Origin of the sequence: Aquimarina discodermiae, from assembly GCF_040786235.1 — a bacterium.
GTDB lineage: Bacteria > Bacteroidota > Bacteroidia > Flavobacteriales > Flavobacteriaceae > Aquimarina.
Window position 1 is genome coordinate 23,563 of sequence record NZ_JBFMKP010000036.1, and the last position, 25,153, is coordinate 48,715.

At 32.9% G+C, this 25,153-nt stretch carries 17 protein-coding genes; 2 read left to right on the top strand and 15 right to left on the bottom strand.

All coding sequences use genetic code 11. The features are described 5' to 3' along the window. The 4 genes from ABW636_RS19575 to ABW636_RS19590 form a co-directional block, all read right to left on the bottom strand. Positions 1–966, bottom strand: a complete 966-nt coding sequence (locus ABW636_RS19575; protein WP_367591772.1) for a DUF368 domain-containing protein — start codon at positions 964–966, stop codon at positions 1–3. Positions 967–1,047: 81 nt separating this feature from the next. Beyond that, complete coding sequence (locus tag ABW636_RS19580) at positions 1,048–2,448, bottom strand: tetratricopeptide repeat protein (protein ID WP_367591773.1); 1,401 nt, start codon at positions 2,446–2,448, stop codon at positions 1,048–1,050. A gap of 330 nt (positions 2,449–2,778) precedes the next feature. Then, complete coding sequence (locus ABW636_RS19585; RefSeq protein ID WP_367591774.1) at positions 2,779–3,969, bottom strand: aspartate aminotransferase family protein; 1,191 nt, start codon at positions 3,967–3,969, stop codon at positions 2,779–2,781. A gap of 68 nt (positions 3,970–4,037) precedes the next feature. Then, positions 4,038–5,900 carry an OstA-like protein gene (locus tag ABW636_RS19590; protein WP_367591776.1) on the bottom strand — a complete coding sequence of 621 codons (1,863 nt, stop codon included), beginning with the start codon at positions 5,898–5,900 and terminating at the stop codon, positions 4,038–4,040. A 1,292-nt stretch (positions 5,901–7,192) separates the two neighbouring features. On the opposite strand from ABW636_RS19590, the gene ABW636_RS19595 reads away from it, so the two are divergent. Next, a complete protein-coding gene (locus tag ABW636_RS19595; RefSeq protein ID WP_367591777.1) occupies positions 7,193–9,805 on the top strand; it encodes an Ig-like domain-containing protein in 2,613 nt (870 codons plus the stop codon). A 670-nt stretch (positions 9,806–10,475) separates the two neighbouring features. Continuing rightward, positions 10,476–10,871: a DUF6326 family protein gene (locus ABW636_RS19600; RefSeq protein ID WP_367591778.1), complete on the top strand. Its 396-nt coding sequence runs from the start codon at positions 10,476–10,478 to the stop codon at positions 10,869–10,871. A 133-nt stretch (positions 10,872–11,004) separates the two neighbouring features. On the opposite strand, the gene ABW636_RS19605 is transcribed toward ABW636_RS19600, so the two are convergent. The 11 genes from ABW636_RS19605 to thrS all read right to left on the bottom strand — a co-directional run bounded on the left by ABW636_RS19605 (position 11,005) and on the right by thrS (position 24,171). Beyond that, positions 11,005–12,279 carry an adenylosuccinate synthase gene (locus tag ABW636_RS19605; protein ID WP_367591779.1) on the bottom strand — a complete coding sequence of 425 codons (1,275 nt, stop codon included), beginning with the start codon at positions 12,277–12,279 and terminating at the stop codon, positions 11,005–11,007. Beyond that, on the bottom strand, positions 12,279–12,746 hold the full coding sequence (locus tag ABW636_RS19610) for a Fur family transcriptional regulator (protein ID WP_367591780.1): 468 nt from the start codon (positions 12,744–12,746) through the stop codon (positions 12,279–12,281). The genes ABW636_RS19605 and ABW636_RS19610 overlap by 1 nt, the downstream gene beginning before the upstream one ends. Before the next feature lie 130 nt (positions 12,747–12,876). Further along, positions 12,877–15,081 (bottom strand): RelA/SpoT family protein, encoded by a 2,205-nt coding sequence (locus tag ABW636_RS19615; protein WP_367591781.1) that lies wholly within the window; start codon positions 15,079–15,081, stop codon positions 12,877–12,879. Positions 15,082–15,255: 174 nt separating this feature from the next. Continuing rightward, positions 15,256–16,488: a M48 family metallopeptidase gene (locus ABW636_RS19620; protein WP_367591782.1), complete on the bottom strand. Its 1,233-nt coding sequence runs from the start codon at positions 16,486–16,488 to the stop codon at positions 15,256–15,258. A gap of 86 nt (positions 16,489–16,574) precedes the next feature. Next, positions 16,575–17,384, bottom strand: a complete 810-nt coding sequence (locus ABW636_RS19625) for a TrmH family RNA methyltransferase (RefSeq protein WP_367591783.1) — start codon at positions 17,382–17,384, stop codon at positions 16,575–16,577. Positions 17,385–17,436: 52 nt separating this feature from the next. Further along, on the bottom strand, positions 17,437–20,202 hold the full coding sequence (locus tag ABW636_RS19630) for a PAS domain-containing hybrid sensor histidine kinase/response regulator (RefSeq protein WP_367591784.1): 2,766 nt from the start codon (positions 20,200–20,202) through the stop codon (positions 17,437–17,439). A gap of 5 nt (positions 20,203–20,207) precedes the next feature. Further along, on the bottom strand, positions 20,208–20,615 hold the full coding sequence (locus ABW636_RS19635) for a hypothetical protein (protein WP_367591786.1): 408 nt from the start codon (positions 20,613–20,615) through the stop codon (positions 20,208–20,210). A gap of 284 nt (positions 20,616–20,899) precedes the next feature. Next, complete coding sequence (rplT, locus tag ABW636_RS19640) at positions 20,900–21,244, bottom strand: 50S ribosomal protein L20 (protein ID WP_367591787.1); 345 nt, start codon at positions 21,242–21,244, stop codon at positions 20,900–20,902. Positions 21,245–21,364: 120 nt separating this feature from the next. Then, positions 21,365–21,562, bottom strand: a complete 198-nt coding sequence (rpmI, locus tag ABW636_RS19645) for a 50S ribosomal protein L35 (RefSeq protein WP_367591788.1) — start codon at positions 21,560–21,562, stop codon at positions 21,365–21,367. Positions 21,563–21,634: 72 nt separating this feature from the next. After that, positions 21,635–22,144 (bottom strand): translation initiation factor IF-3, encoded by a 510-nt coding sequence (gene infC / locus ABW636_RS19650; protein WP_367591791.1) that lies wholly within the window; start codon positions 22,142–22,144, stop codon positions 21,635–21,637. Between the two features lie 80 nt (positions 22,145–22,224). Next, positions 22,225–24,171 (bottom strand): threonine--tRNA ligase, encoded by a 1,947-nt coding sequence (thrS, locus tag ABW636_RS19655; protein WP_367591789.1) that lies wholly within the window; start codon positions 24,169–24,171, stop codon positions 22,225–22,227. Between the last annotated feature and the right edge of the window lie 982 nt (positions 24,172–25,153).

Below are 25,153 nucleotides of genomic sequence, written 5' to 3' on the forward strand. Positions count from 1 at the left end.
TTAGTTTGCTTTTTTTGAAGAAATACGTTCTAAAATGAGAATTAATAAAAACCCTATTAATATAAAAAATAATACCCAAAGGATTCTAGGGTCTCCTTCAAATTGATTCGGAAGAATACTTTTTTCTATAAAAGGTACCTGAATGCTTTCTGAGTTGGTTCTCCAGGACAAGACTTTTTTCCAGGGCCAAAGTTTATTTAAGGAGCCGATCATAAATCCCGTAAGTATTGCCAAAGTCAGGTTTTTATGTTTTTTAAACATCCAGTTTAATACTTTAGAGAATAGTTTTAAACCTGCGATCGCTCCAATTGCAATAATTGAAATTTTTGAAATGGCCTGCCATAAAATGTTGAAATCCATTGTTATCAAACCTTCTCGTAGTTGGTTTAAGATGTCGATAAAAGTTTGATATGCACCTAGAATCAATAATATGAAAGCTCCTGATACCCCCGGTAGTATCATCGCAATGATTGCTACAAATCCACAAAACAAAAGATACCAATTGCTATCTGGTGATGCAAGTGGTTCTGCAATAGTTATACTATATGATAAAACGGTTGTTAGAATTACACCAAGAATAATTTTGGGACTCCATTTTGTGATTTGTTTTCCGATGTAAAATATACTGGCAAGTACAAGTCCAAAGAAAAATGACCATAATAATAATGGTTCATTATGAAGGAGCCATTTTATAAGTTTGGAAAGTGAGAGTATACTAATTACAATTCCAGAAAAAAGAGCAACAAGAAAAGAGAGGTTGTATTTCTTCCAGGAAACTTTAAGTCCTTCTTTTTTCCAGATTTTGAAAAAACCAACATCGAGAGTATTGATGGTGTCTATAAGCTCTTCGTAAATACCAGATATAAAGGCAATTGTTCCTCCTGAGACTCCAGGAACTACATCTGCAGCTCCCATGGCTAAACCTTTAATAGAGATAACAAGATAATCTCTAAGATTTCTTTGCATTCTTATTTGTTTTTGATATTTGTAATCAAAACAAATGTATGGATTTTGTACTGTATTTTGTTATAAAAAAAACAGTCTTTATTAATTTTTTTTATACTGGGATATAATGTTTTTTATGAGTGATAGATTGTAGACGTTTTCAAAAAGTTCTTCTAATATAATGATAAACTCATAATCCAATTCTAAAGCTTTTCTAAGCTGTATCTCTCCGTTTTCATAATCTTGTTTCTCATAATACATTCCCGCCAATCTAAAGTGGATTTCAGGATTTTCTGGATAAAACTCGATTGCTTGATATAGGTTTTGCATTGCAGCATCAGCTTCTCCCAGATAACGTAAGATATCTGTACGCGATAGCCAGGTCTCTAACTCATAATTACCTAGTTCGATTGCTTTTTGATATCCTCGTTCTGCTTCTTCAAAAAACTCTAATTTATTATTTATTCTTGCATAGCGTTTCCAGTATAAGACATTTTCACTATCTATATTGATTGCTTTGTTGGTATAATACAATGCTTTTTGAAAGTCACGCTTACGTATATAATAATCAGTAATTGCTATCCAACCTTTGTCGAGTAAAGGATCTTCATGTACTGTTTTAGAATAATGTTGAATTGCTAAATCACTATTGCCTAGTTTTTCATGACATTTACCAATTCTCAATAATGCAAAAGAAGTAGGGTCATCTAATTCTAATGTAATTCTGTAGTTTTCTATGGCTTCATTATATCTTTTTAACTTTTCAAGAACTTTTCCTTTTTCGAGATAAGCACCGATAAAGTATTCATCACTAATAATAGCAAAATCAAAGGCGGCAAGAGCTTTATTATAATCATTTAGGTCATAGTATTGTTTGCCAATCTGATGCCATGCTACTTCACAGTATGGATTTTTATCTAAAAACATGTTTAGATATTCTATGGCTTCTTCATGCTGCTCTAAAAAATCAAAGCAATAAATGATATTGTACAAAGCCGAGTAATCTTGATCATCGGCTTCAAGACATCTCATAAAATTAATTTTGGCATTATCGAAGTCATCCATAAAGAGATATTCCATACCAATAAGAGAATAGATATCTGCAATATCACTGGTATACTCAAGAGCCATAGATAATAGTTCTATCGCTTTGGTGTGATTGTTTTGTTTAGATAAAATATTTGCTTTTTGAATATAAATCTCTTCATTTTCAGGCTCTATAGCATGTAACTGAGCCAATAGTTGATCTGCTTTATCAAATCGATTTTCAAAAACAAGTACTTCGACTTGCAAGAGTTTAAGGTTAACAGAGGATGGGTGTTGAGAAAGCCCTAATGATATTGCTTTCTTTGCTTTTGCAATTTTTCCGTTTTCCAAATAATGATGAATAATAGATTCAAATTCGTCTGAATCAAAAAATTTAACATCATTAGATCTCAGCATAGACTCGTATCGAGTGATTGAGAAATTACTATTTTCTTCTTCTTCGTGGTTAAATTTCATACACGTTGATTAAAGATGTTCAATAAATCAAGAATAGTTAAATAGTAGCTCTTGTTGTTTTCCCCAACACTTGGTTACTATATTTAATTCTTAATCTATTTTTGCATTATATTGATTTTCTCAGTATTAAAATTACAAATGAAATTGAACGATTATACTTTAAAAATCAATTGTTTTTAACAAACTAATTAACAAAACACGTACCATTGTAACTTGCAATGGTTTATGGTATTAATTTTTAAAGCCTTAATTAAGAAATTTTGATAAGTGTAAAGAGGTGATTGTATCTTAAATTTACGGGTTTTCCTCACCATCTCCTAATTTTATTTCTTAAAATTTGGTGTTTTGTATTTCGTTTAGAGCCTCTAGAATAATTTTACACCCCTTTTTTATTTCTGATATTGAAATTGTAAGAGGTGGTGTAACCCTTACTGCAGTTGGCTCGAAGAGCAACCAGAATAAAACTAAACCTTTGTCTTTGCATTTTAGAATTACTTGATTGGTAATTTCTGGTGAGGGTGTAATAAAAGCTAACATTAATCCCAATCCTCGTATTTCTTTTATGAGAGGATGAACTAATAGTGATCTAAATAGTTTTTCTTTTAGAAGAGTTTCTGCCATAACGTCACTCTGAGTGATCTCTTGCAAAGTTGCCAAAGCGGCAGATGCGATTACAGGATGCCCTCCAAAAGTTGTAATATGACCTAATTTAGGTTCTTCCTGAAGCAAATCCATAATAGAAGATGAGGTAGTAAATGCTCCAATCGGCATACCACCTCCCATGCCTTTACCCATGACAACAATATCGGGTGTCATGTTGTAGTTCTCAAAACCAAACAATTTTCCTGTTCTTCCAAAACCGGGTTGTATTTCGTCAAGTATTACCAATGCACCAACTTCTTCACATCTCTTTTTGACTCTTTGTAGATACTCGTTTTTCGGAACAATAAACCCAGCCCCACCTTGTATAGTTTCTAATATAACCGCTGCTGTTTTATCGGTGATATGTATCAGCTCTTTTTCGTTATTAAACTCAATATAAAAAACATCTGGTATAAGAGGTCTGAAAGCTTGTTTACGCTCTTCATATCCCATTACACTCATGGCTCCCATGGTATTCCCATGATATGCATATTTTGCAGCAATAATTTGACTTCTTTTGGTAGCTCTTTTTGCTAATTTAATAGCTCCTTCTATAGCTTCGGTTCCAGAATTAGTTAAGTACGTTTTTTCAAGAGGTGCAGGTAAATGTGTTGCCAGCATTTTTGCGAGAGATACGGCGGGTTGTTGTATATATTCGCCATATACCATTACGTGTAGGTATTTGTCTAACTGATTTTTGATAGCGTCAACTACTCTAGGATGTTGATGACCTAAACTACATGCAGAAACACCTGCAACAAAATCAAGGTGTTCTTTACCATCTGTTGTGTATATATAAGACCCTTTGGCATGCGAAATCTCCATAGCCAATGGATGTGGAGACGTTTGTGCCTGATATTTAAAAAAATCTTCTTTCAACGCTAGTATGCTTTTAATTCATCGTGTTGTTGAGGGTGTTTTTATTGTCCAGCTTTATTGATGACCTGTTATTCTATACTATCCTTAGATTTTTTTTCGGGATATTGTAAAGTGGTTACAGTAACGCTATCTCTTTGTTTAGGAGTAAGACTTAGATAAGAGTCTATATCAGAGGTTTTTTTTTCTTTCTTCTTTATTTGCTTATCGAGATCTTCTTTGATTTCCTTATTTGCTGGAATAGAGTCTAATGATTGCTCAGTTTCTTTAAGTTCAGCATCTTTAAGTTCTTGTTCTAGTAATCGAGAGCCTTCGGATTTATTTTCTTCAAGACGTTTGATGGTTTCTTCGTCAAAGAAATCAGCTTCGTCCTTTGGTAAAGGAATCCCTTTTATTTTTATGAGTTTTGGTGGAGTTTCTCCTCTAAAAAGATCTGCCTTGGTATTAATACGTTCATCACCACGCCAATTAAGACCTGATAACTCCCTCGCATTTTCTGGTAGATCAATTTCACGATATAGCGTACCATCTATGTTTTGATAATAGTATACATCTTCAATTTCTCTATCATTTAGGAGCATTCGTATAGAACTGGAAAGTACTTTATTGATTCCTATTAATTTTAGTTCTCCTTCACTTTCTCTTTGAAAAAAAATAGTTTCTGTGTTTTTGTCGATATCGACCTGATGGATTTCATTATCTTTAAACAGCCCGTATAGAATTTGCCCTTTTACCTGGTTGTAACCAGCTTTTAATGTATCTTCCTGGACAAGAAAAGCATTTTGATATACAACAAGAGAGTCTAATTTTTCTGTCTTTGTATTAGAAATGATTTTTATGGTATCTCCTGTCATTTGATTTCTTTGAGCCCATAAAATGGGTCTGCCAATCATCTTAGTATATCCTGTGGTTTGATCAACGTTTATAGAATCACTTTTGCCACTCATATTACTCTTATAAATTCTTACATCATAAAAACCATTCATGATTCTGCGATTAGGTTTCCCAGTAACCATTAATGTATCGCTATGAATAAATATAGAATCTTTTTCTTGTAGAGTAGCAGCAAGAGCTCTTTTGGTTATAAATAAAGAATCTTTGGCCTTAAAAACCTCTGCATAGTGACCTGTTATTATAGAGTTGTTAGCAGTGTCTAATACTTTAATATTATTGGTCGCAGATGCAAATTGAATAGCGCTATTGTAAAAAATACTATCTCCAAAAACAGTACGTTTATCATAATCGATACGCGCATTTTTTATAGCATAACCAGTTTTGACTTTGGTGTCATAGAATCCACGTTCGCAATACAATGTACTTTCTTTTCCTTTTACTGTAGAAGGTCCGTATAAATAGGCATGACCATTTTCTGTATAATAATCGAGTCTATCAGAATCTACAGTGTTTTCGGGATTTACAATCTTAACATTGGTGTTAAAAGAATACTGTTTTCTATCCATAAAATAACGCCCGATCTTACTTGTAAGCGTATTAGATGAATCTTTTACAGTTCCACCACTACGATAATAGGCTTGTTGTCGCAACCGATCAAAGAATAAAGTGTCTGATCTTAAGGTGTTAGAAGGAGTTTCCATATATACATTATCACTGGCATATGCAAATTGAGTAACACCATTATACTCTGCGTATTTACTCGTCATAGTAAGTGTGTCTCCTTGTTTTATAATAACATTTCCCAGGGCTTTGACAAATCTGTCTTCACCATAATGAATGGCCTGATCACACCATATTTCGATACCTTCATGTTGCATGTAAACCTGTTTGTCTACTTTGGCAAGTATGGTTGCACCAGGAAATCTATTTTGATCTTTAATAGTACGATCTGATTGTACTTTAATTTGTTTTCCTTCCTGGGCCTGTAATGTCGCCGAAAATAAAAGCGAAACTAGTATGTAAAAGAATTTCTTTTTCAAGAGATTTGAATTTGAATGCAAAATAACGAAAATTGTTGCTAATGATTAGGTAAATAAAGATGAAATCAAAGATCATACAGATATATTAAATACGAGTGTATTTGTAAATTGTTGCGATTCTGTATGTATTGTAGTAATCTCTACTTCTTTTACATGTTGCTATATACAATGCAAACAGTTTTTGATTTGGGATATCTGGATGATAAGACAGGTAGTTGTAGTCTTTTGTTACATAACTTATCTAGAAGTTAAACGTTGTTTGAACTATAAGGGTAATCGTTTATTTAGTTGTTATACTATAGTGTTTTACTTTTTGAATAAATACAATATATAAACCCTTATATTATGTTAGGGTTTACCTTGATAGTAATCCTTAAACTGAAGCTCACCCTTAATGCCGCCGGTGTTCTTCAGTTATCGGATTGTCGTAATTATGAAATTAAAGAACTATTTTATGAAAAAGTATTGTCTATATGTTTCTTTTTAGAGGTAAGTACCACTTACTTACTTTATGTTTCATATTAAAAATACTGTGTTGTAAAAACTATGTTATAAAAGTATATCTATTAGACTAATTCTATCGAATTGATCAGTTCAAAGTTGTGTATCTGTAGACGAATCATATACATTCTGTCGACGAATGGAAGTGTTAATCTTGAATCATAGAAACTAAAAATAAAAGTAACCCTACTATTTATTTTATGAACAATATAATTTTGTGATTGAAAGCGTTATTCATACATTTTTAAAATGAATTTGAAGTGCATACTACTTACCTGTAAACTCACTTTGTTGAGGTTAACCTTCTGAAAAGCTTTAAATTATAGTCGTTTATCTAATTAATTTTTCAAGAGCGATACTTATTGATATCTTAAAAAAGAAAGCGTTTTGATACTCTTTCTCTTAAAATACATAAACTCATTTATAACGTATCACAGCTATGAAAAATCTAAAATTCACTTTAAAAACTCGTAAACATCCAAAGTGCTTTTTTTCGGTATAGCGCTTTTTTATTAGAAGTAACATTTGATGTAATAACTTCCCCCTTTTGCATAAATAGCATGAGATTCTGAATTGTCTGAAATTCATGCGTTGATTTATCTCTTATAGTCAGATGATTACAACTATTCTCTCTTCGTGATTGAATAAGTTAACGAAGCAACGTATTCTAAAATAGCATGTAAAAATCAAATACTACATTTTTAAATACCAACACTATGAAAATTTTTAACACACATTTCATCAAAAATCAAAAAATAGGGGTTCGGATACTCCTCACAGTACTCTGTTGTATGATGTACTCTTCACATCTTATTGCTTTAGATACAAAGAATTTATTCGTCGAGCAAGCTACGGCCTGTGTATCTCCGCCATGGGATGCAGCACAAATCTATACTCAAGGAGACAGAGTATCTTATCAAAATATCGAATACGAAGCTTATCATTGGACTCAGAATCAAAATCCAGAAAGCAATAATTCTCAGTGGGGGCCATGGTTGGTAATTGGGTCATGTAGTGGGCCTAATGAAGCGCCTACAGTAGCAGTTACTTCTCCTATTTCAGGAACTACCTTTTTGATTGGAGATACGGTAACTATTACTGCAGATGCATCTGATATTGACGGCGCGGTTACCAAAGTAGAGTTTCTTATAGATGGTACTGTAATAGGAGAAGATACTACGGCGCCATATGCAATAAATTGGATAGCAGAAATAGGAGATCGTACGATTACGGCTCGTGCTACCGATAATGGCAATGCAGAAACGCTTTCTTCTCAAATATCAATTCTTGTAGAGACAGATGGTCCACCACCACCTACTGTATCAATCACCAGCCCAACAAATGGGTCTACTCATATAGCTGGGCAAAGTATATCGATAACTGCAATTGCTAGTGATGCCAATGGTACTGTAACAAAAGTAGCTTTTTATGTAGATGCTAGTTTAATAGGTGAAGATACAAATGCACCCTATACTATTGATTGGATTGCCACCGAAGGTGTTCACAGTCTTACCGCTATAGCTACCGATAATGATGGGGCTACAACAACTTCATCTGCTATAAGTGTTACGGTAGAAAATGATGGTGGCGGAGGAAATTGTGATGCACCACAGTATACAGAAGGCGGAGGATATGTTGAAGGGAGTCAGGTGCAAAATGACGGGAATCTATATGAGTGTAAGCCATGGCCATTTACCGGATGGTGTAATGGTAGTGCTGCAGCCTATGCTCCTGGTACTGGTACCGATTGGGCAGATGCATGGGAGTTGGTCGGAGAATGTACCGGTGGGGGAGAGGATCCAAATGTAGCCATTACTTCACCTTCTAATTTACAATCATTTATAGAAGGTACTAGTATTACGATAAATGCCGATGCTACAGATGGCAATGGTACAATCGCCAAGGTAGAATTTTTTAGTAATGGAACCAAATTAGGAGAAGATACTTCAAGCCCATATAGCTTTATTTGGAGTAACCTTGCTTTGGGTAATTATGCACTTACCGCTGTGGCTACAGATAATGATAATATTTCAACTACATCTAGTGTAGTAAATATTCGTGTAACTACTCCGGGAGGAGGAGGAGGGCCTCTTCCGGCAAGAATCTTAAACGGGTATTGGCATAATTTTGATAACGGAACAGGGATTATCGCATTAAAAGACGTTTCGCCTAATTGGGATATTATCAATGTATCTTTTGCGGTAGCTAAGGTATCACCTACCGATGGAGAAATTGGGTTCGAATTGGCTCCAGAGTTTAGTACTATAAATTATGATGTAAATGATTTTAAGGCAGATATTCAACTATTGAAAAGTCAGAACAAAAAAGTGATTATTTCTATTGGAGGAGCAGAAGGACAAGTTCGATTAAATACAATATCAGCTCGGGATAAGTTTATTAATTCTATGATTGCAATCGTAGAAGAATATGATTTTGATGGTATAGATATTGATTTTGAAGGGCAGTCGTTATCTTTTGATTTTGGAGATACTGATTTTGCAAATCCGACCACTCCAGTTATTGTTAATACGATAAATGGTATTCAGAGTATTTGTGACCATTTTGGAAATGATTTTATACTTACCATGGCACCCGAAACCTTCTTTGTACAATTAGGATATTCGTTTTATGGAGGAATATCCCAAGGAGCCGATAGAAGAGCAGGTGCTTATTTACCGATAATTCATGCCTTACGCGATAAACTTACGTTTTTACAAGTACAGTATTATAACTCTGGGCAAATTACGGCATTAGATGATAGAGCTTACAATATGGGAAATTCTGATTTTTATGTGTCTCTGGTAGATATGTTGTTAAAAGGTTTTCCTATCACCAAAGATCAAAGTAAATTCTTCCCGGCACTTCGTCCCGATCAGATATTGATTGGGGTTCCCGCTGCATTTAATGCAGGAGGAGGACATACAGGATCAGAAGGTGTAATAACTGCATTAGATTATCTTATAAAAGGGACCTCATTCGGAGGACAGTATTCATTAACACAAACCTACCCAGACCTTAGAGGTGTAATGAGCTGGTCTATTAATTGGGATGAGTTTGATGGATTGATTTTCTCTGATGCGGTAAGAGCCTATCTAGATGGATTGGATGGTGCTACCGCCAGTGCCAAAACAATAACTAAGAGTGATAACAAGATTAGAATTTTTCCTAACCCAATTATAGGAAATCAAATAAATGTTAGCATAGAAAATGAAATATCAGATACTGATTTTAGATTGCAAGTATTTAGTACCAGTGGAGCCAAAGTTTTGGACTTTAAAAATAATAACATACAAAAAGGAAGAAACCAAAAAAGCTTTGATATAAGTGCTTTAAAAGGAGGAATGTATTTTTATACCGTATCGTATGGTAAAGAGAAAATCAATGGTAAGTTAATTAAACAATAATTTGATTTTAATAATATATAATAAATTGTATTAAAAGACCATTAACCACTTTAAACTGTTTTAAGTAAATCAACTAACCAAATTTTAATCAAGCCTGGTAAATTCTAGAAGTTTATCAGGCTTTTTATTGTTAATCTTTAGCTGAAAACTACCCGTATAAATACCGCCAGCACCTTTTAGCTTTTAGATTCGTTATGATGTTATGAAAAAGTAATAGTAGTATGTTTCTTTTTAGAGGCAAGCCATTGCTTACTTACTTTATGTTTCATATTACAATACATTGTTATAGTAACTATGTTGTAAAAGTACATGCTATATGACATTTCTATAGTGAACCATAGATCAAAGTTAAATAGCTTTCGACGAAACAAATATATTCTGTCGATCAACTGAAATACTAATAGATGTCATAATATAAATAATTGATAATAGGATTTTTATGATCTTGGGCAACCATATACAAAATAAGAACGTCTATTTAGGTACCCCGTTGTTTTTAACCCACTTTATGTAGTAGAACTTTATAATGAAGTTTGAAAATGTATTAAATCAAGAAACGAAGCAAAGCAAAGCGTCTGTATTTGTAGTAGCTATATGGTGTAATAGGTTTTCTAATGCATAAAATAGGTTTAAGTAAAGAAGATTCTATAATTTATTAAAGAAGAATGTAATGATAGCTAAAAGTATAATTGGCCCAAATACAGATATTAGAGTGGTACTCTCTACACTATGGATATTTGTGTTGCTTAATATGTTGTATGCAGATATGATTTCTTTGCTAGATCATAATGCACCTATCCATATATTACTTATGGATAAAATAGAGGTGCCTCCTGCATTTTTGGTAGGGGCAGCGCTTCTTATGGAAACTGTGATTATTATGATTTTACTATCTAGAGTGTTAAAATATAAAACAAATCGTCTGGCAAATATTAGTATAGCAATTATTAATATTTTGGCTGTAATCCTAGGCGGATGGAGCTCTGCTTATTATTTGCTTTTTGCTAGTGTTGAGATCGCCGCTATGTTATTAATTATTTGGTTGGCCTGGAGTTGGAAAGAATAATTTGTTAGTCAAAATCGTAAAAATGATTATGACTTTAGGTCAAATTAGAAGTTGAGTTTTGTGAATAAAAAATCCCCAAGTAGTTTTTACTATTTGGGGATTTTTGGTGTTGTGTTATGTAGTAACGATATGTTTATCTGTGGATTGTTTGTTTTCTATCAGGTCCTACAGAAACAATTGTAATAGGTGTTTCTAGTTCTTTTTCCAAAAATGAAATGTACTCATTCAATTCTTTTGGTAACTCAGAAGCGTTAGTCATGCCAGTTAGATTTTCAGACCAACCTTGCATTTCTGTATAGATAGGAGTTACATTTTCTGGCTCTATATTATAAGGTAAGTGTGTTATCGTTTCTCCTTTATAAGAGTATGCAGTACACACTTTTAATGTTTGGAATCCACTTAAAACATCACCTTTCATCATCATTAGTTTTGTTACTCCATTTACTTGTACAGCATATTTAAGAGCAACAAGATCTAACCACCCACATCGTCTTGCTCGCCCTGTAGTAGCTCCAAATTCATTACCTACACTAGCCATGATTTCGCCATCTTTGTCAAACAATTCTGTAGGAAAAGGTCCGCTACCCACACGAGTGGTATACGCTTTAAAAATTCCGAAAACATCTTTGATTTTATTTGGGGCAATTCCCAAACCTGTACAGGCACCTGCTGCAGTAGTGTTAGATGAAGTTACAAAAGGGTAGGTTCCAAAATCAATATCTAACAAAGATCCTTGTGCACCTTCTGCCAAAATAGTTTTTCCTTCTTTTTGAGCTTGATGTAAGTACTCTTCACTATCTATAAAAGTAAGTGTTTTTAGCACTTCTATTGCTTCAAAAAATTTCTCTTCCATTTCATCTAGATCATATTCGATTTTTGCATCGTAGAAATCGATCATGGCTTCATGTTTATTAGCAAGAGAGCGATAACGTTTTTTCCAGTCGTCAAGTTCTAAGTCTCCGATTCGAATACCATTTCTACCCGTTTTATCCATATAGGTGGGGCCAATTCCTTTTAAGGTAGAGCCTATTTTAGCTTTTCCTTTAGAAACTTCAGAAGCTTGATCTAGAATTTTATGAGTAGGAAGTATTAAATGTGCTTTTCTTGAAATAAGCAGTTTTGGTTTGTAATCTAAATTAAATTTATTGTCTAACTTATCTAATTCTTCTTTAAAAATCACGGGGTCAATCACAACACCATTTCCGATAAGGTTGATGGCTTTGTCATGAAAAATACCACTAGGGATTGTATGTAATACATGTTTTATTCCGTCAAATTCTAGGGTGTGTCCTGCATTTGGACCTCCCTGAAAACGGGCAATAATATCATAATCTTTTGTAAGAACGTCTACTATTTTTCCTTTACCTTCGTCTCCCCATTGAAGACCTAGCAATAAGTTTACCGCCATTATTTATCTTGATTTGTTGATTTTTTTTTTGTTCCGTAGAAATATAAAGAGTGATTTGTAATATCTACATTAAAAATTTCTTCGATTGTTTTTTTAATAGATTGGATCCTTGGATCACAAAATTCGAGAACATCACCCGTATCTGTAAGAATTAGATGGTCGTGCTGTCTATCGAAATAAGATTTTTCATACTGAGCCTGATTTTGCCCAAATTGATGTTTCCTAACCAACTTACACTCTAACAATAGTTCTATAGTGTTATATAAAGTGGCTCTGCTAACCCGGTAGTTTTTATTTTTCATTTTGATGTATAGAGATTCTATATCAAAATGATCATCGCTTTCATATATCTCCTGAAGTATAGCGTATCTTTCGGGTGTTTTCCTATGACCTTTTTCTTCTAAGAAGCCGGTAAACACATTTTTAACGATAACCTGGTCGTTTTGTGTAGTTGCTTTAGTACTCATACGTATAAAAAAGCAAAGTTACATTATTTTTTATTAGCTCCCTAACCCAAAAGAAGGAATTAAAATAAGTTTGTTTTCAGTAACAGTGATAAGTGCATAAAGTATCGATTTTTACAGTGTTTATTAAAATTTATTCTCTTACCACTTTATCAATACCATTTATCTTAGATAAGTTTTTAATGACCGTTTTTAAAGTATTTTTGTTTTTAACACCCACAGTAATCTTTCCCGTAAAGACACCGTCATTAGTATCAAAGTTCATGTTATAGATGGCCAGATGCATGTTGTTAGAAATTATTTGTGTTACATCGTTTACAACACCAATGTTATCAATACCATTAAGCCTAATAACTGCCTTAAACTCTTCCTGGCTAGAATCGATCCATTTTGAAAGGATAATTCTATAGGCATAATTGCTTTGTAATTGTAATGCATTTGGGCAATCGTTTTTATGAACTTTAATTCCTTCATTAACCGTAATAAAACCAAATACATCATCCCCAGGAATTGGATTACAACAATTAGATAACTTATATTCTAATTTTTCAGAGTCTTTACCAAAAACAAGCAAGTCATACTTAGAGGTTATCTCATCTTTAGAAATGTCTTTTACATTACCTCGTCGAATCCTATTCTTTATAAAATTCATAAAGACATTGCTACGTGTCGTTGCAAACTCTTTAATTTTTTGATTATCAATGGTACCAATACCCACTCTGTAAAATAAATCAAGACTGGTTTTTAGTTTAAAGTAGAGTACAAGTTCATTGATCACTTTTTCACTCATTGTTATTTTCTGAGAGCGAAGCTTTCGTTTAAGGATTACCTTGCCATCTTCTGCAATTTGCTTTTTCTCATCTCTTAAGGCAGATTTTATTTTAGCTCTGGCTCTGGCGGTGGTAGCATAATCCAACCAGCTAGAAGAAGGTTTAGATTTATTTGAAGTGATGATTTCTACCTGATCTCCATTTTTAAGTTGATGACTTAGCGGAACCAGTTTACCATTAACTCTGGTTCCTCTTGTTTTCAACCCTACTTCAGTATGTACACTAAAACCAAAATCTAGTGCCGTTGCTCCCTTAGGTAACGATTTTAGGTCTCCCTCTGGGGTGAAAACAAAAATCTCTTTTGCGTATAAATTAAGTTTAAATTCTTCAACAAAATCTACTGCATTCGCTTCAGAATTTTCGAGAGCTTCTTGTAATCTGTTTAGCCACCCGTCTAGCCCTTGATCTTGTTTTTCTTCATTATTTTTGTATTTATAATGAGCGGCATACCCTTTTTCTGCTATTTCGTGCATACGCTCACTTCTAATTTGTACTTCTACCCACTTACTATCGGGACCAATAACAGTAATATGTAACGCCTCATAACCAGTAGATTTTGGTTGAGAAATCCAATCTCTAAGTCTTATCGGGTTGGGTCTGTAATAGTCGGTAACAACAGTGTAGATTTTCCAAGCAATAAATTTTTCGTTTTCTATATCAGATTTATAAATGATTCTAACGGCAAATTTATCATAGACCTCTTCAAAAGATATATTTTGTTTAACCATCTTTCGTCGAATAGAAAAAATGGATTTTGGTCTTCCTTTAATTTCATAATTTAAGCCTTCTCTATCCAGTCCTTCTTTGATCTGATCAGAAAACTTTTCGATATACTCGTCTTGTTCTTCTTTACTTTCCTTTATTTTTTCGAGGATATCCTTATAAACTTCAGGTTCGGTATATTTTAGTCCTAGATCCTCTAATTCGGTTTTGATGTTATATAATCCGATACGATGTGCTAGTGGTGCATAGATATACAATGTTTCAGAAGCTATTTTTACCTGTTTATCAGGTCGCATAGAATCCATCGTTTGCATATTGTGCAATCGATCGGCAATCTTTATAATAATTACTCTTACATCATCATTAAGAGTAAGTAACATTTTTCTGAAATTTTCTGCTTGCAGAGATATGTCTTTATCTTTCTTAAGAGAAGATATTTTGGTAAGGCCATCGACAATTCTGGCGACAGTTTCGCCAAACATTTGTTCGATATCTACAAGGGTATAATCGGTATCTTCTACAACATCATGTAGTAAGGCAGCTGCAATAGAGGTCGCGTCCAATCCAATTTCACTCGCGACAATTTTTGCAACCGCAATAGGATGAAAGATATATGCCTCTCCGCTTTTTCGTCTTTGATCTTTATGAGCATCTACGGCTATATCAAAAGCCTGTCTTATAAGTGATTTATCTTTTTTGCTTAGATCCCTATAACTAATACGAAGCAATTCTTTGTATTGCTTTGCAATCTGTTTGTTTTCTTCTTCTATAGCAGCTTCGGTCATAACATAACGTTTTTTTATAAAGCCCTATTTTATAATAATGTGTATCGTTTCCCTATATATTATTGATGGATCAAAATCATACTTTGTGTGAATTATGAGTGTATAATTTTGACAATAATAATTAAAAGTACAATTAAGAAACGTAACCACCAAGTACTTGTTAGGGTAATAAAACTATTTTTTTAAATTTTTTATTCGTTGTAACAAAGTAGGGTGGGAGTAATGTATAAATACCATTGCGGGATGTGGAGTCAAATTACTAAGGTTGTTTTTTGAAAGCTTCTTTAAGCTGCTTATCAAAGCTTCTGCATTATAGGTATTTTTAGCATAATCATCTGCTTGATATTCAAATACTCTGGAAACAATATTCATTAATAACCCCGTAACTTCTGAAATGGGACTGTACAAGATTCCAAAGGCGATAAGACCAATATGAAATGAAGCTTTTTCTACGCCAAGGGCTTCAGAAAGAATGGGATTTGCTATTAGTAATGATAAAAACCATAAAGTAAGACCCGTAAGTGCGATAGATAAAAATAAATTAACAATTACATGCTTTTTTTTATAATGCCCTACCTCATGTGCCAATACCGCTACTACTTCTTCCTTGGTAAGGTCTTTAATAAGTGTATCATAAAGTGTAATTCTTTTTTCACTACCAAAACCAGAGAAATAAGCATTAGCTTTGGTACTTCTTTTAGAACCATCAATGATAAAAATATCTTTTAATTGAAACCCAACTCTTTTTGCATAGGCTTCTATGGTATCTCTTAATTCTCCGGTTTCTAGCGGAATCTGTTTATTGAATATAGGTACAATAAGTTTTGCATAGAACATATTCATCGCAAGAGTAAAAATAGAAAACAATATCCAGGCATAAATCCAAAAATAGGGGCCTGTGAGTTGATAAAACCACATTACCAAGGCAAGCAATCCACCTCCTACAATAATCATCATCAAAATACCTTTTATTTTATCAGTAAAAAATGTAGCAATGGTCGTTTTATTAAACCCAAACTTTTCTTCGATTACAAAAATTTTATAGTAAACAGCAGGAGTAGAAAGTAGATCTCCACCAATCATAATGATTCCAAAAAAGACAAGCCCTATAATGACGGGATTGTTAGAAACACTTCTGGAGATACTATCTACCAAAGAAAAGCCGTCAAGAAAAAAAAACAAAAGCATTATGATAAGTGAAATAGTAGAAGAAACCAGTTTAAATTTAAAATTGGCTTTTTTATAATCAATAGATTTTTGATATTCTTCATCAGGATATACATCAACCAGTTCTTCTGGGATTTCTTTGGTATAATGTCTCGCATTTAGGATACTTAATAGAGAATCAACCAGAAAAACAATAATAATAATGAGTATCAGAAAATAAAATAGGGAATAAGGGGTCATTGGTTTATAGCATTAGTAGTCAAACATTTGGAGCGTAGTAGGGAATAGTAAGTTAATGAATTTAATTGTAATTATGTTATTATCTCTTAGTTTTTAAAGTCACGTTGTCGTTTTGCCTCAAAAATAAGTATTCCGGCTGCTACCGAAACATTCATAGAATCGATTACCCCGTTCATTGGTATTTTAATGTTTTGAGTAGTGTTTGTCAAAAAATGTTCGCTCAAACCGGTAGCTTCTGTACCAACGACTATAGCAGTGGGTTTAGTATAATCTTGTGTGTGATAATTTACAGATGCTTGTAATGCAGCTCCATAAATATGAATGTCGTTTGCTTTTAAAAAGTTTACAATATCTTGAGTGGATCCTGTTGCAATGGTATTTGTAAACAAACAACCAACACTAGATCTAATAATATTAGGATTATAGATGTCCGTTTTTGGGTTTGCAATAAAAACTGCATCTAGTTGGGCAGCATCAGCGGTACGTAGTAACGCACCTATATTACCGGGCTTTTCTGGTGCCTCTGCAACGAGAATTAAAGAGTTTTTTGAGGGTAAAACAAAGTTATGGATATCTGTTTCTTTGGCAACTGCGAGTGCTAACACACCTTCTGTAGTGGTTCTATATGCGAGCTTTTCATAAATATTTTGTGTAATTTCAAATAAATGTATTGTTTTTTGATATAAAGCGGTAATTGCAACAACCTCTTCATAGCTTATGATAGAGGTACAGTAATAAAGTTGCGTGATGTCATATCCTCCCTGTATCGCTAAAGAAATTTCACGTTTGCCCTCAACGATAAAACGTTTTTCTTTTTTTCGAACCCTAGACTTTTCTTTAAGTTGGTTTAGAAATTTTATTCGGTCGTTCTGGACACTGGTTATTTGATTTTGCATGGGGGTAAAGATAGTAATAGGGAAGATAAACTAATTTCTTTTTTTGATGATTTTATGATTCTAACGCTAAGATAGATTGCTTAATTTCTTTAATAATCTTTGGGTATAACTTTGATAAATCTGAAAAAAGTACTTCTAACACATTAAATTTTGAAGACTCTAGAGATAGTTTCTCTATTTTTTCTAAAATAGCAGCTTCATTTTGCAATCCAATTGTTTTAAAACTTGATTTAAGTTTATGCGCCATTTGTTTTATTTCACCTTCTTTTTTTTCTTTAATAGCCAAAGTTAGATTTTTATAGTCTTTTGGAGTTTCTTCTATAAATATCTGAAGAATCCCTTTGATGATCTCTGTATCGTTGTCAAAAGTTTTTTTTAAGAATGATAAATCACAAAGTTCTTCTGAAATTTTAGTGTTTGATGAGGTATTATTTTTTGAAGAATTGTTCGTTGAACTACTTTTGTTAGCGGTAACCGATACAATGTTTAAAAGAACTTCTTCTAGTGTTTGTTCGTTTAACGGTTTAGTAAGATAGTAATTCATGCCAGACTCAAGCGCTCTTTTTTTTGACTCTGGAAAAACATCTGCCGAACAAGCGATGATCGGAATTTTATTAATTCGATTGTTTTTAGAATTACGTATATTTTTGGCTGCTTCTGGACCATCCATTACTGGCATATGCATATCCATTAATATAAGATCGTACAATTGACCCTCAAGTTTTTCTAAAGCTATTTTTCCGTTATCAGCAATGTCTGAAGTAATACCCCAATTCGAGAAAACTTGTTTTATAAAAAACTGATTCATTTTGTTATCTTCAACAATCAATGCTTTTAGATTCGATAAACTATGAATATTGTCATTTATAAAGGTGGATTTTTTACCTGATTTTGAAGATTTAAAATTACTTTTTTCATAAGCTATAGAAAAGCAAAAGGTAGACCCTATTCCAGGTTGGCTTTCGGCATTTAATTTACCTCCCTGAATTTCAATTAATTGTTTAGAAATAGAAAGCCCTAGTCCTGTTCCTTCAATTTTATTTTTACCAGGTTTATGAACTTGATAAAAGCTTTCAAAAATGTTTTTTAGTTTGTCTTCGGCTATACCTACACCAGTATCCTGAACAGAAAAAGAGATGGTTGTATCCTTGTCGTTAGATTTTTGAACTTCAACACGAATTGATATTTTACCAGATTGAGTGAATTTTATCGCATTACCAAGTAAATTGACCAGAATTTGATTAAGTCTTAATTGATCACCGATAATAAATTTAGGAACAGATGCACCGATATGCATTGTATATTGTAGCCCTTTTTCATCGGCTTTTATTTTAAAACCTCGAGATATATTTGTGATTAATCCATGTAAATCAAAATCGGTATTATGAAGTGTTAATTTTCCAGCTTCAATTTTTGAAAAATCCAAAATGTCGTTAATTAGAATTAAGAGATTTTCAGCAGAGAACCTAATCCCGTCCAGATTTTTTCTGTCGATTTGGGGTTTACTAAAATTGCTTTTTTGCAATATTCCTGTAAGACCAAGAATCACGTTTAACGGTGTTCTTATCTCATGACTCATGTTAGACAAGAATACAGATTTTGCTTTTGCAGATTTTTCGGCAATTACTTTGGCTTCTCGTATTTCGTTGTCGATATTTTTTCGATTCGTGATATCTCTAAAAAACGCATTAAATAGGTAATCGTCTTTTGTTTCGATTGCTATAATAGTTAATTCTATATGAGCAATAGAGTGATTTCTACGGGTAACAGAAGTTTCAACTCGTTTGTTAATAAGCTCTCCATGTCCTTTTGTGATATAATCGTCAAAACTACTTTTTAATTGCTGCCTCAGCTTGTATGGGACCAATTTATAAATGCTAGTACCTAGAGTTTCTTCTTTTTTTAGACCAAGTATGTGCTCTGATTGTTTGTTCCAATTTAATACAGTTCCTCTGCTATTAACCAGAATAATTCCGTCCATTGCAGTTTCAAGAATAGTTGTCTTTAGGTGTTCGCTATACTTTAATTCTTCTTCTACTTTTTTTCGTTCTATAATTTCGCGTGTAAGTTTTTCATTTATCTCCTCCAGACTAAGCAATTGCTTTTGTAGCATTTTATGCATTTGTTGCTTACTGGGTAAATCAATAAAGTCTTTGGCTAAGATTTCTTCAGGAATTACGTTTAGAGTAGCAGTAAAGGAATCTAATAAATGATACGATTGAAAATGGTTTTTGTAAATAAGAACATAAATGTTTGTAATGGCATTAATACCTAAACTGTTTTTAATTCTCAGATAAATCTGATTAGAAAATTCTAATAAATTTTTTCGTTCTATAATAAGGTCAATTTTACCAAAATCGTAATTAGTATTTAAATACTTTTTTATTTCAGTAATTTTCTGATCATTATAACTACCTAATAATTCTGTTGATTTTTCTAATACCCTCAAAAGGAAAACCTTGCACAATATCAATTCTTGCTCATCGTGTGGGTCAAAAATTAATTTGAAATTTTTATACTGTAATAACGAAGCGTGCTCTTGAGCAATTTTACTTCTAAACTTTTGTTTGGTTGATTTCGTGTTCTCCAGTATGTTATTCTCTAGTAATAGATATAATTCTGGTAATAATTCAATTTTTTTTTCTGTAGAAGATTCTTTAAAAATTGTCAGTTTTGCCTTTAAATTATAGGCGTTCGTATTTTTTTCGATTTTATTCCATAAAAAATCGATTAAATCAATAAACTCCTGATTTTCATGGTTTTTTGGAGCAATGATTTTTTTAGAAGATAGTATTTTGTTAAACCAACTTTTAAACATTCATATTATATTTTACTGGCCTTGTATATCTTGTAGAAACCTAAAGCAGACAGACCCCACGTAAGTATTAATGCGATATACCATATATAATTTCCAAGTTGATTGCCAAATAGATCTTGAAAAAGATTGTAATGAAAAATATGATTAATTTGCATATGAAGATGACCTAATGCCATAACAACAAATCCCCATGCCAATAAAGTCATACCCGAGCCAAATTTTCCTCCTTTTAGTCTTGTAGCCGTAAGAAAACTAAAAACAAGTGCAATTGCTAAAAAAGGCATTTCTAACAATCCAAAAACTTGCTCGGTATTTAAACTCTCTGAAGAGGTATGTGTATTGTGATCTTGATTGGGTAGTTCTTGAGCTACAAAAAGAGGTATTTTTGTAAGAAAAAAAGTAATTATTTTCATATCTGTCTGATTTTGTTAAAAGTAATGAAAAAAAAGTATTTTGACTTCTTTTTTTAGATAGATAAAATACTGATTTTATTGATGAAGTGCAATATTACTAGGCTAAACGTTACAGAAAATATGGAGTGAAGTTTTTTGGTTGCGAGTTATGATTACCTTAAAGCAACAAGAGATTGAGAAAAGATTATATTGAAAAAAGAAGTTGAAATTGGTGGTAACAAAAAATCCCGCTGTTAGGCGGGATTTTTTTATAAGTGAGATTGATATTTATAATACTAAGAGAATTATTTTACTTTTTCTACAATCGCTTTAAAAGCTTCTGGGTTGTTCATTGCTAAGTCGGCAAGAACCTTACGGTTTAGCTCAATATTATTAGCTTTTACTTTTCCCATAAATTGTGAATAAGACATACCATACAAACGGGCACCTGCATTGATACGGGTGATCCATAAAGCACGGAAAGTTCTCTTTTTATTTCTACGGTCTCTATACGAGTATTGCATCGCTTTGTCAACCGCGTTTTTTGCTACTGTCCAAACGTTTTTACGACGTCCGAAATAACCTTTTGCTTGTTTAAGAACTTTTTTTCTTCTAGCTCTTTTTGCAACAGAATTTACTGATCTAGGCATAATTTAAATTTTTTAGTAGTAGGCGATTCAATAATTATGAATTTTAGATTCTAAATTTTGAACTCTTTTATTGGGCCTAACTCCTGGGTTTATAATAATTCTAACCGGATTAAAAAAAAATTACTTTAAACGTAATTGTTCTTTAATACTTTGTTCATCGCTTTTGTGCACTAATGTAGAGTGCGTTAAAGCAAGCTTACGCTTTTTAGATTTTTTAGTCAATATGTGACTCTTAAAAGCGTGCTTTCTTTTGATTTTACCAGTACCGGTAAGCTTAAAACGCTTTTTAGCACTGGATTTTGTTTTCATTTTAGGCATTGTATCCTTGTTTTAATAATCTCACTTATTATCTTTCAGTTCTCTAATATTACTAGATAAAAGAACTATTTATTATTTCTTAGGAGCGATAAACATGATCATACGTTTACCCTCTAGTTTTGGCATTTGTTCTACCTTACCATATTCTTCAAGTTCCTGAGCCAATCTAAGTAATAAAATCTGACCCTGATCTTTATAAATGATAGAACGACCTTTAAAGAAAACGTATGCTTTTAGCTTAGCACCTTCACTCAAGAACTTGATTGCGTGCTTTTTCTTAAATTCATAATCGTGTTCATCTGTATTAGGTCCAAATCTAATTTCTTTTATAACAACCTTGGTTGCCTTAGATTTTAAGGCCTTGTCTCTCTTTTTCTGTTCATAAAGGAATTTTTTATAATCCATTATTTTACAAACAGGTGGTACGGCTTTAGGTGAAATTTCTACAAGGTCAAGTTCTTGCTCTTCAGCAAGTTGTATCGCTTTTTTAATGGGATAAACGCCAACTTCTATATTGTCACCTACAAGGCGTACTTCATCAACACGAATTTTGTGATTGATTCTGTGCGCATCTTCTTTGATTACTCTTAGTGGCTTTTGAGACCTTCTTCTTCTTATTGCTATGACTTAAAAATTTTAAATTAAACTTAGTTTTTTTAGTATTAACCGTTAAACGGTTTTAAAGTGCTTTTTATTTCTTCTGTTATTATTTTAGAAAACTCTTCTATCGATATAGCTCCTAAATCCTCTCCTCCATGTTTACGAACAGATACCGTATTATCTTTTTCTTCTTGCTCACCAACAATGATAATATAAGGAAATTTATTCATTTCTGCTTCACGAATCTTTTTTCCTATAGTTTCATTTCTATGATCTGCAAGGGCGCGAATTTCGTCATTTTCTAACAAATTTAAAACTTTTTCCGCGTATTTTTCGTATTTCTCACTGATAGAGAGTATAATAGCCTGCTCTGGCATCAACCAAAGCGGGAAATTACCCCCTGTATGCTCTAGCAATATAGCAATAAATCTTTCCATACTTCCAAAAGGAGCTCGGTGAATCATTATAGGCCTGTGTAATTCATTGTCACTTCCTTTATAAGTAAGGTCAAAACGCTCTGGTAAGTTGTAATCTACTTGTATGGTACCTAATTGCCAACTTCTTCCTAGTGCATCTTTTACCATGAAATCTAGTTTTGGGCCATAAAATGCAGCTTCGCCACTTTCTATAACATAATTTAGCCCTTTGTCTTTTGCAGCGTTGATAATTGCGTTTTCTGCTTTTTCCCAATTTTCTACATCTCCTATATACTTATCAGGGTTGCTAAGATCTCTTACCGATACCTGTGCTGTGAAATTATCAAATCCTAATGACCCAAATACGTATAAAACAAGATCGATTACTTTTTTAAATTCTTCATCAAGCTGATCCGGAGTACAGAAAATATGAGCATCATCTTGTGTAAACCCTCTTACACGAGTCAATCCATGAAGTTCACCACTTTGTTCGTATCTATATACAGTGCCAAATTCGGCATATCGTATAGGTAGATCTCTATATGACCAAGGGCTGCTATTGTATATTTCACAGTGATGAGGGCAATTCATTGGTTTTAAAAGAAACTCCTCTCCTTCATTGGGAGTGTGGATAGGTTGGAAGCTATCTTCTCCATACTTAGCATAATGCCCAGAGGTTACATAGAGTTCTTTTTGACCTATATGTGGAGTAGCTACCATTTGGTATCCAGCTTTCTTTTGTGCTTTTTTCAAAAATTGCTCCAAACGATCTCTCAATGCAGTACCTTTAGGAAGCCATAATGGTAGTCCTTGGCCAACTTTTTGAGAAAAAGTGAAAAGCTCTAATTCTTTACCTAATTTTCTGTGATCACGTTTTTTCGCTTCCTCTAATAATTCTAGATACTCTTTTAATTCTTTTTGTTTAGGAAATGAGGTTCCATAAACTCGAGTTAATTGTTTGTTGTTTTCGTCACCTCTCCAATAAGCACCAGCAACACTCATTATTTTTACAGCTTTAATAAGACCAGTGTTAGGAATGTGTCCTCCACGGCATAAATCTGTAAAGTCAGAATGATCACAAAATGTGATGGTACCATCTTCAAGATTTTCTATTAGTTCTGTTTTATATTCGTTATTTTCTGATTTGTATTTAGATAAAGCCTCTGTTTTAGAAACAGATCTCATTTTAAAATCGTGCTTTCCTCTTGCGATTTCAAGCATTTTATCTTCAATTTTCTTAAAATCTTTCTCAGAAATAGTTTGATCATCTAGGTCTACATCATAATAAAATCCATTATCGATAGCAGGACCAATAGAAAGTTTAACTCCTGGGTAAAGTTCTTCTAATGCCTGTGCTAATACATGTGATGAAGAATGTCTAAAAGCTTCTTTACCTTCTTTATCTTTCCAAGTAAATAAAACCAGATTCCCATCGGTGGTTAATTCGGTACTTGTTTCGATAGTAGTATCGTTAAACTTGGCAGAAATAACGTTTCTGGCAAAACCTTCGCTAATATCTTTTGCAACATCCATAGCTGTAATGCTGTTGCTGTACTCTCTCACCGAATTGTCGGGTAATGTAATCTTGATCATTTTCTTGAAATTAAAGCAGCAAAGATAGTACGATAATAAAACTCACACAATACTATAATGTATATTTAATTTATTTAATAGATATTTCTGTGTTTTTAACGTATTGTTTTGATAGTGTCGATACAATATATAGAAGGAAAAGAGGGGAGGGGGTATATGAGGCAAACTAGTTATGGTTGTATACTATAATAATTATAGAGATATTGATGATAGCGTTTCCCTTCGGGTCGGGCTCTACGTTGCAACTCCTCACACGCTTTTGGCGTATTGCGGGGTTTTCCCTTCGATCCCTAACGCGTTTTTCTAGAATAATGTGAGTTTTAAAATGATGTGTTGATTTTTTTAAAAAAAGTTTAGTTTGTAACGTGTGAGTATTCAGTTAGTTGTTAATTTAATGTAAAAAAAATGCAAATTTATAGTTGTGAAAGCAGAAAACAGTTGTATGTTTGCACCCGCAAAACGGCTATAAGTTTTGTTGTTCATTGAGGCATTAATTTTGAGATTTATTTTTTAATTATTTTTTTTAAAAAAAATCTTGTCAGAATAAAAAAAGGTTGTAGGTTTGCAGCCGCAAAACGGGAGATTGTTTTGTAAGTTCATAGATAAGGTTTGGTTTTAAGAAAGGGTTAAAAAACTTTTAAAAAAAAGATCAAAAAAATTGTGATTAGAAATAAAAAAGGTTGTAGGTTTGCAGCCGCAAAACGAAGGATTGTTTTGCAGGAGTTCTGATTGTTTTTTGAGATTATTATGAGATTAATAAATTTCAAAAAAAAAGTTTAAAAAAAGCTTTGTAGAATAAAAAAGGGTTGTATATTTGCACCCGCTTTAAGAAACAGAGCGAAGTTCATAAAAAGATTGTGCTGGAGTAAGATGTTTTAAAAGGCATTTATAGGGTTCGATTCCTTATTGATTAACAAGTATTTACTGGCGAAGAAGATTGCTTCAGTAATTATAAAAAGTTCATAGACATATTGATTGACAG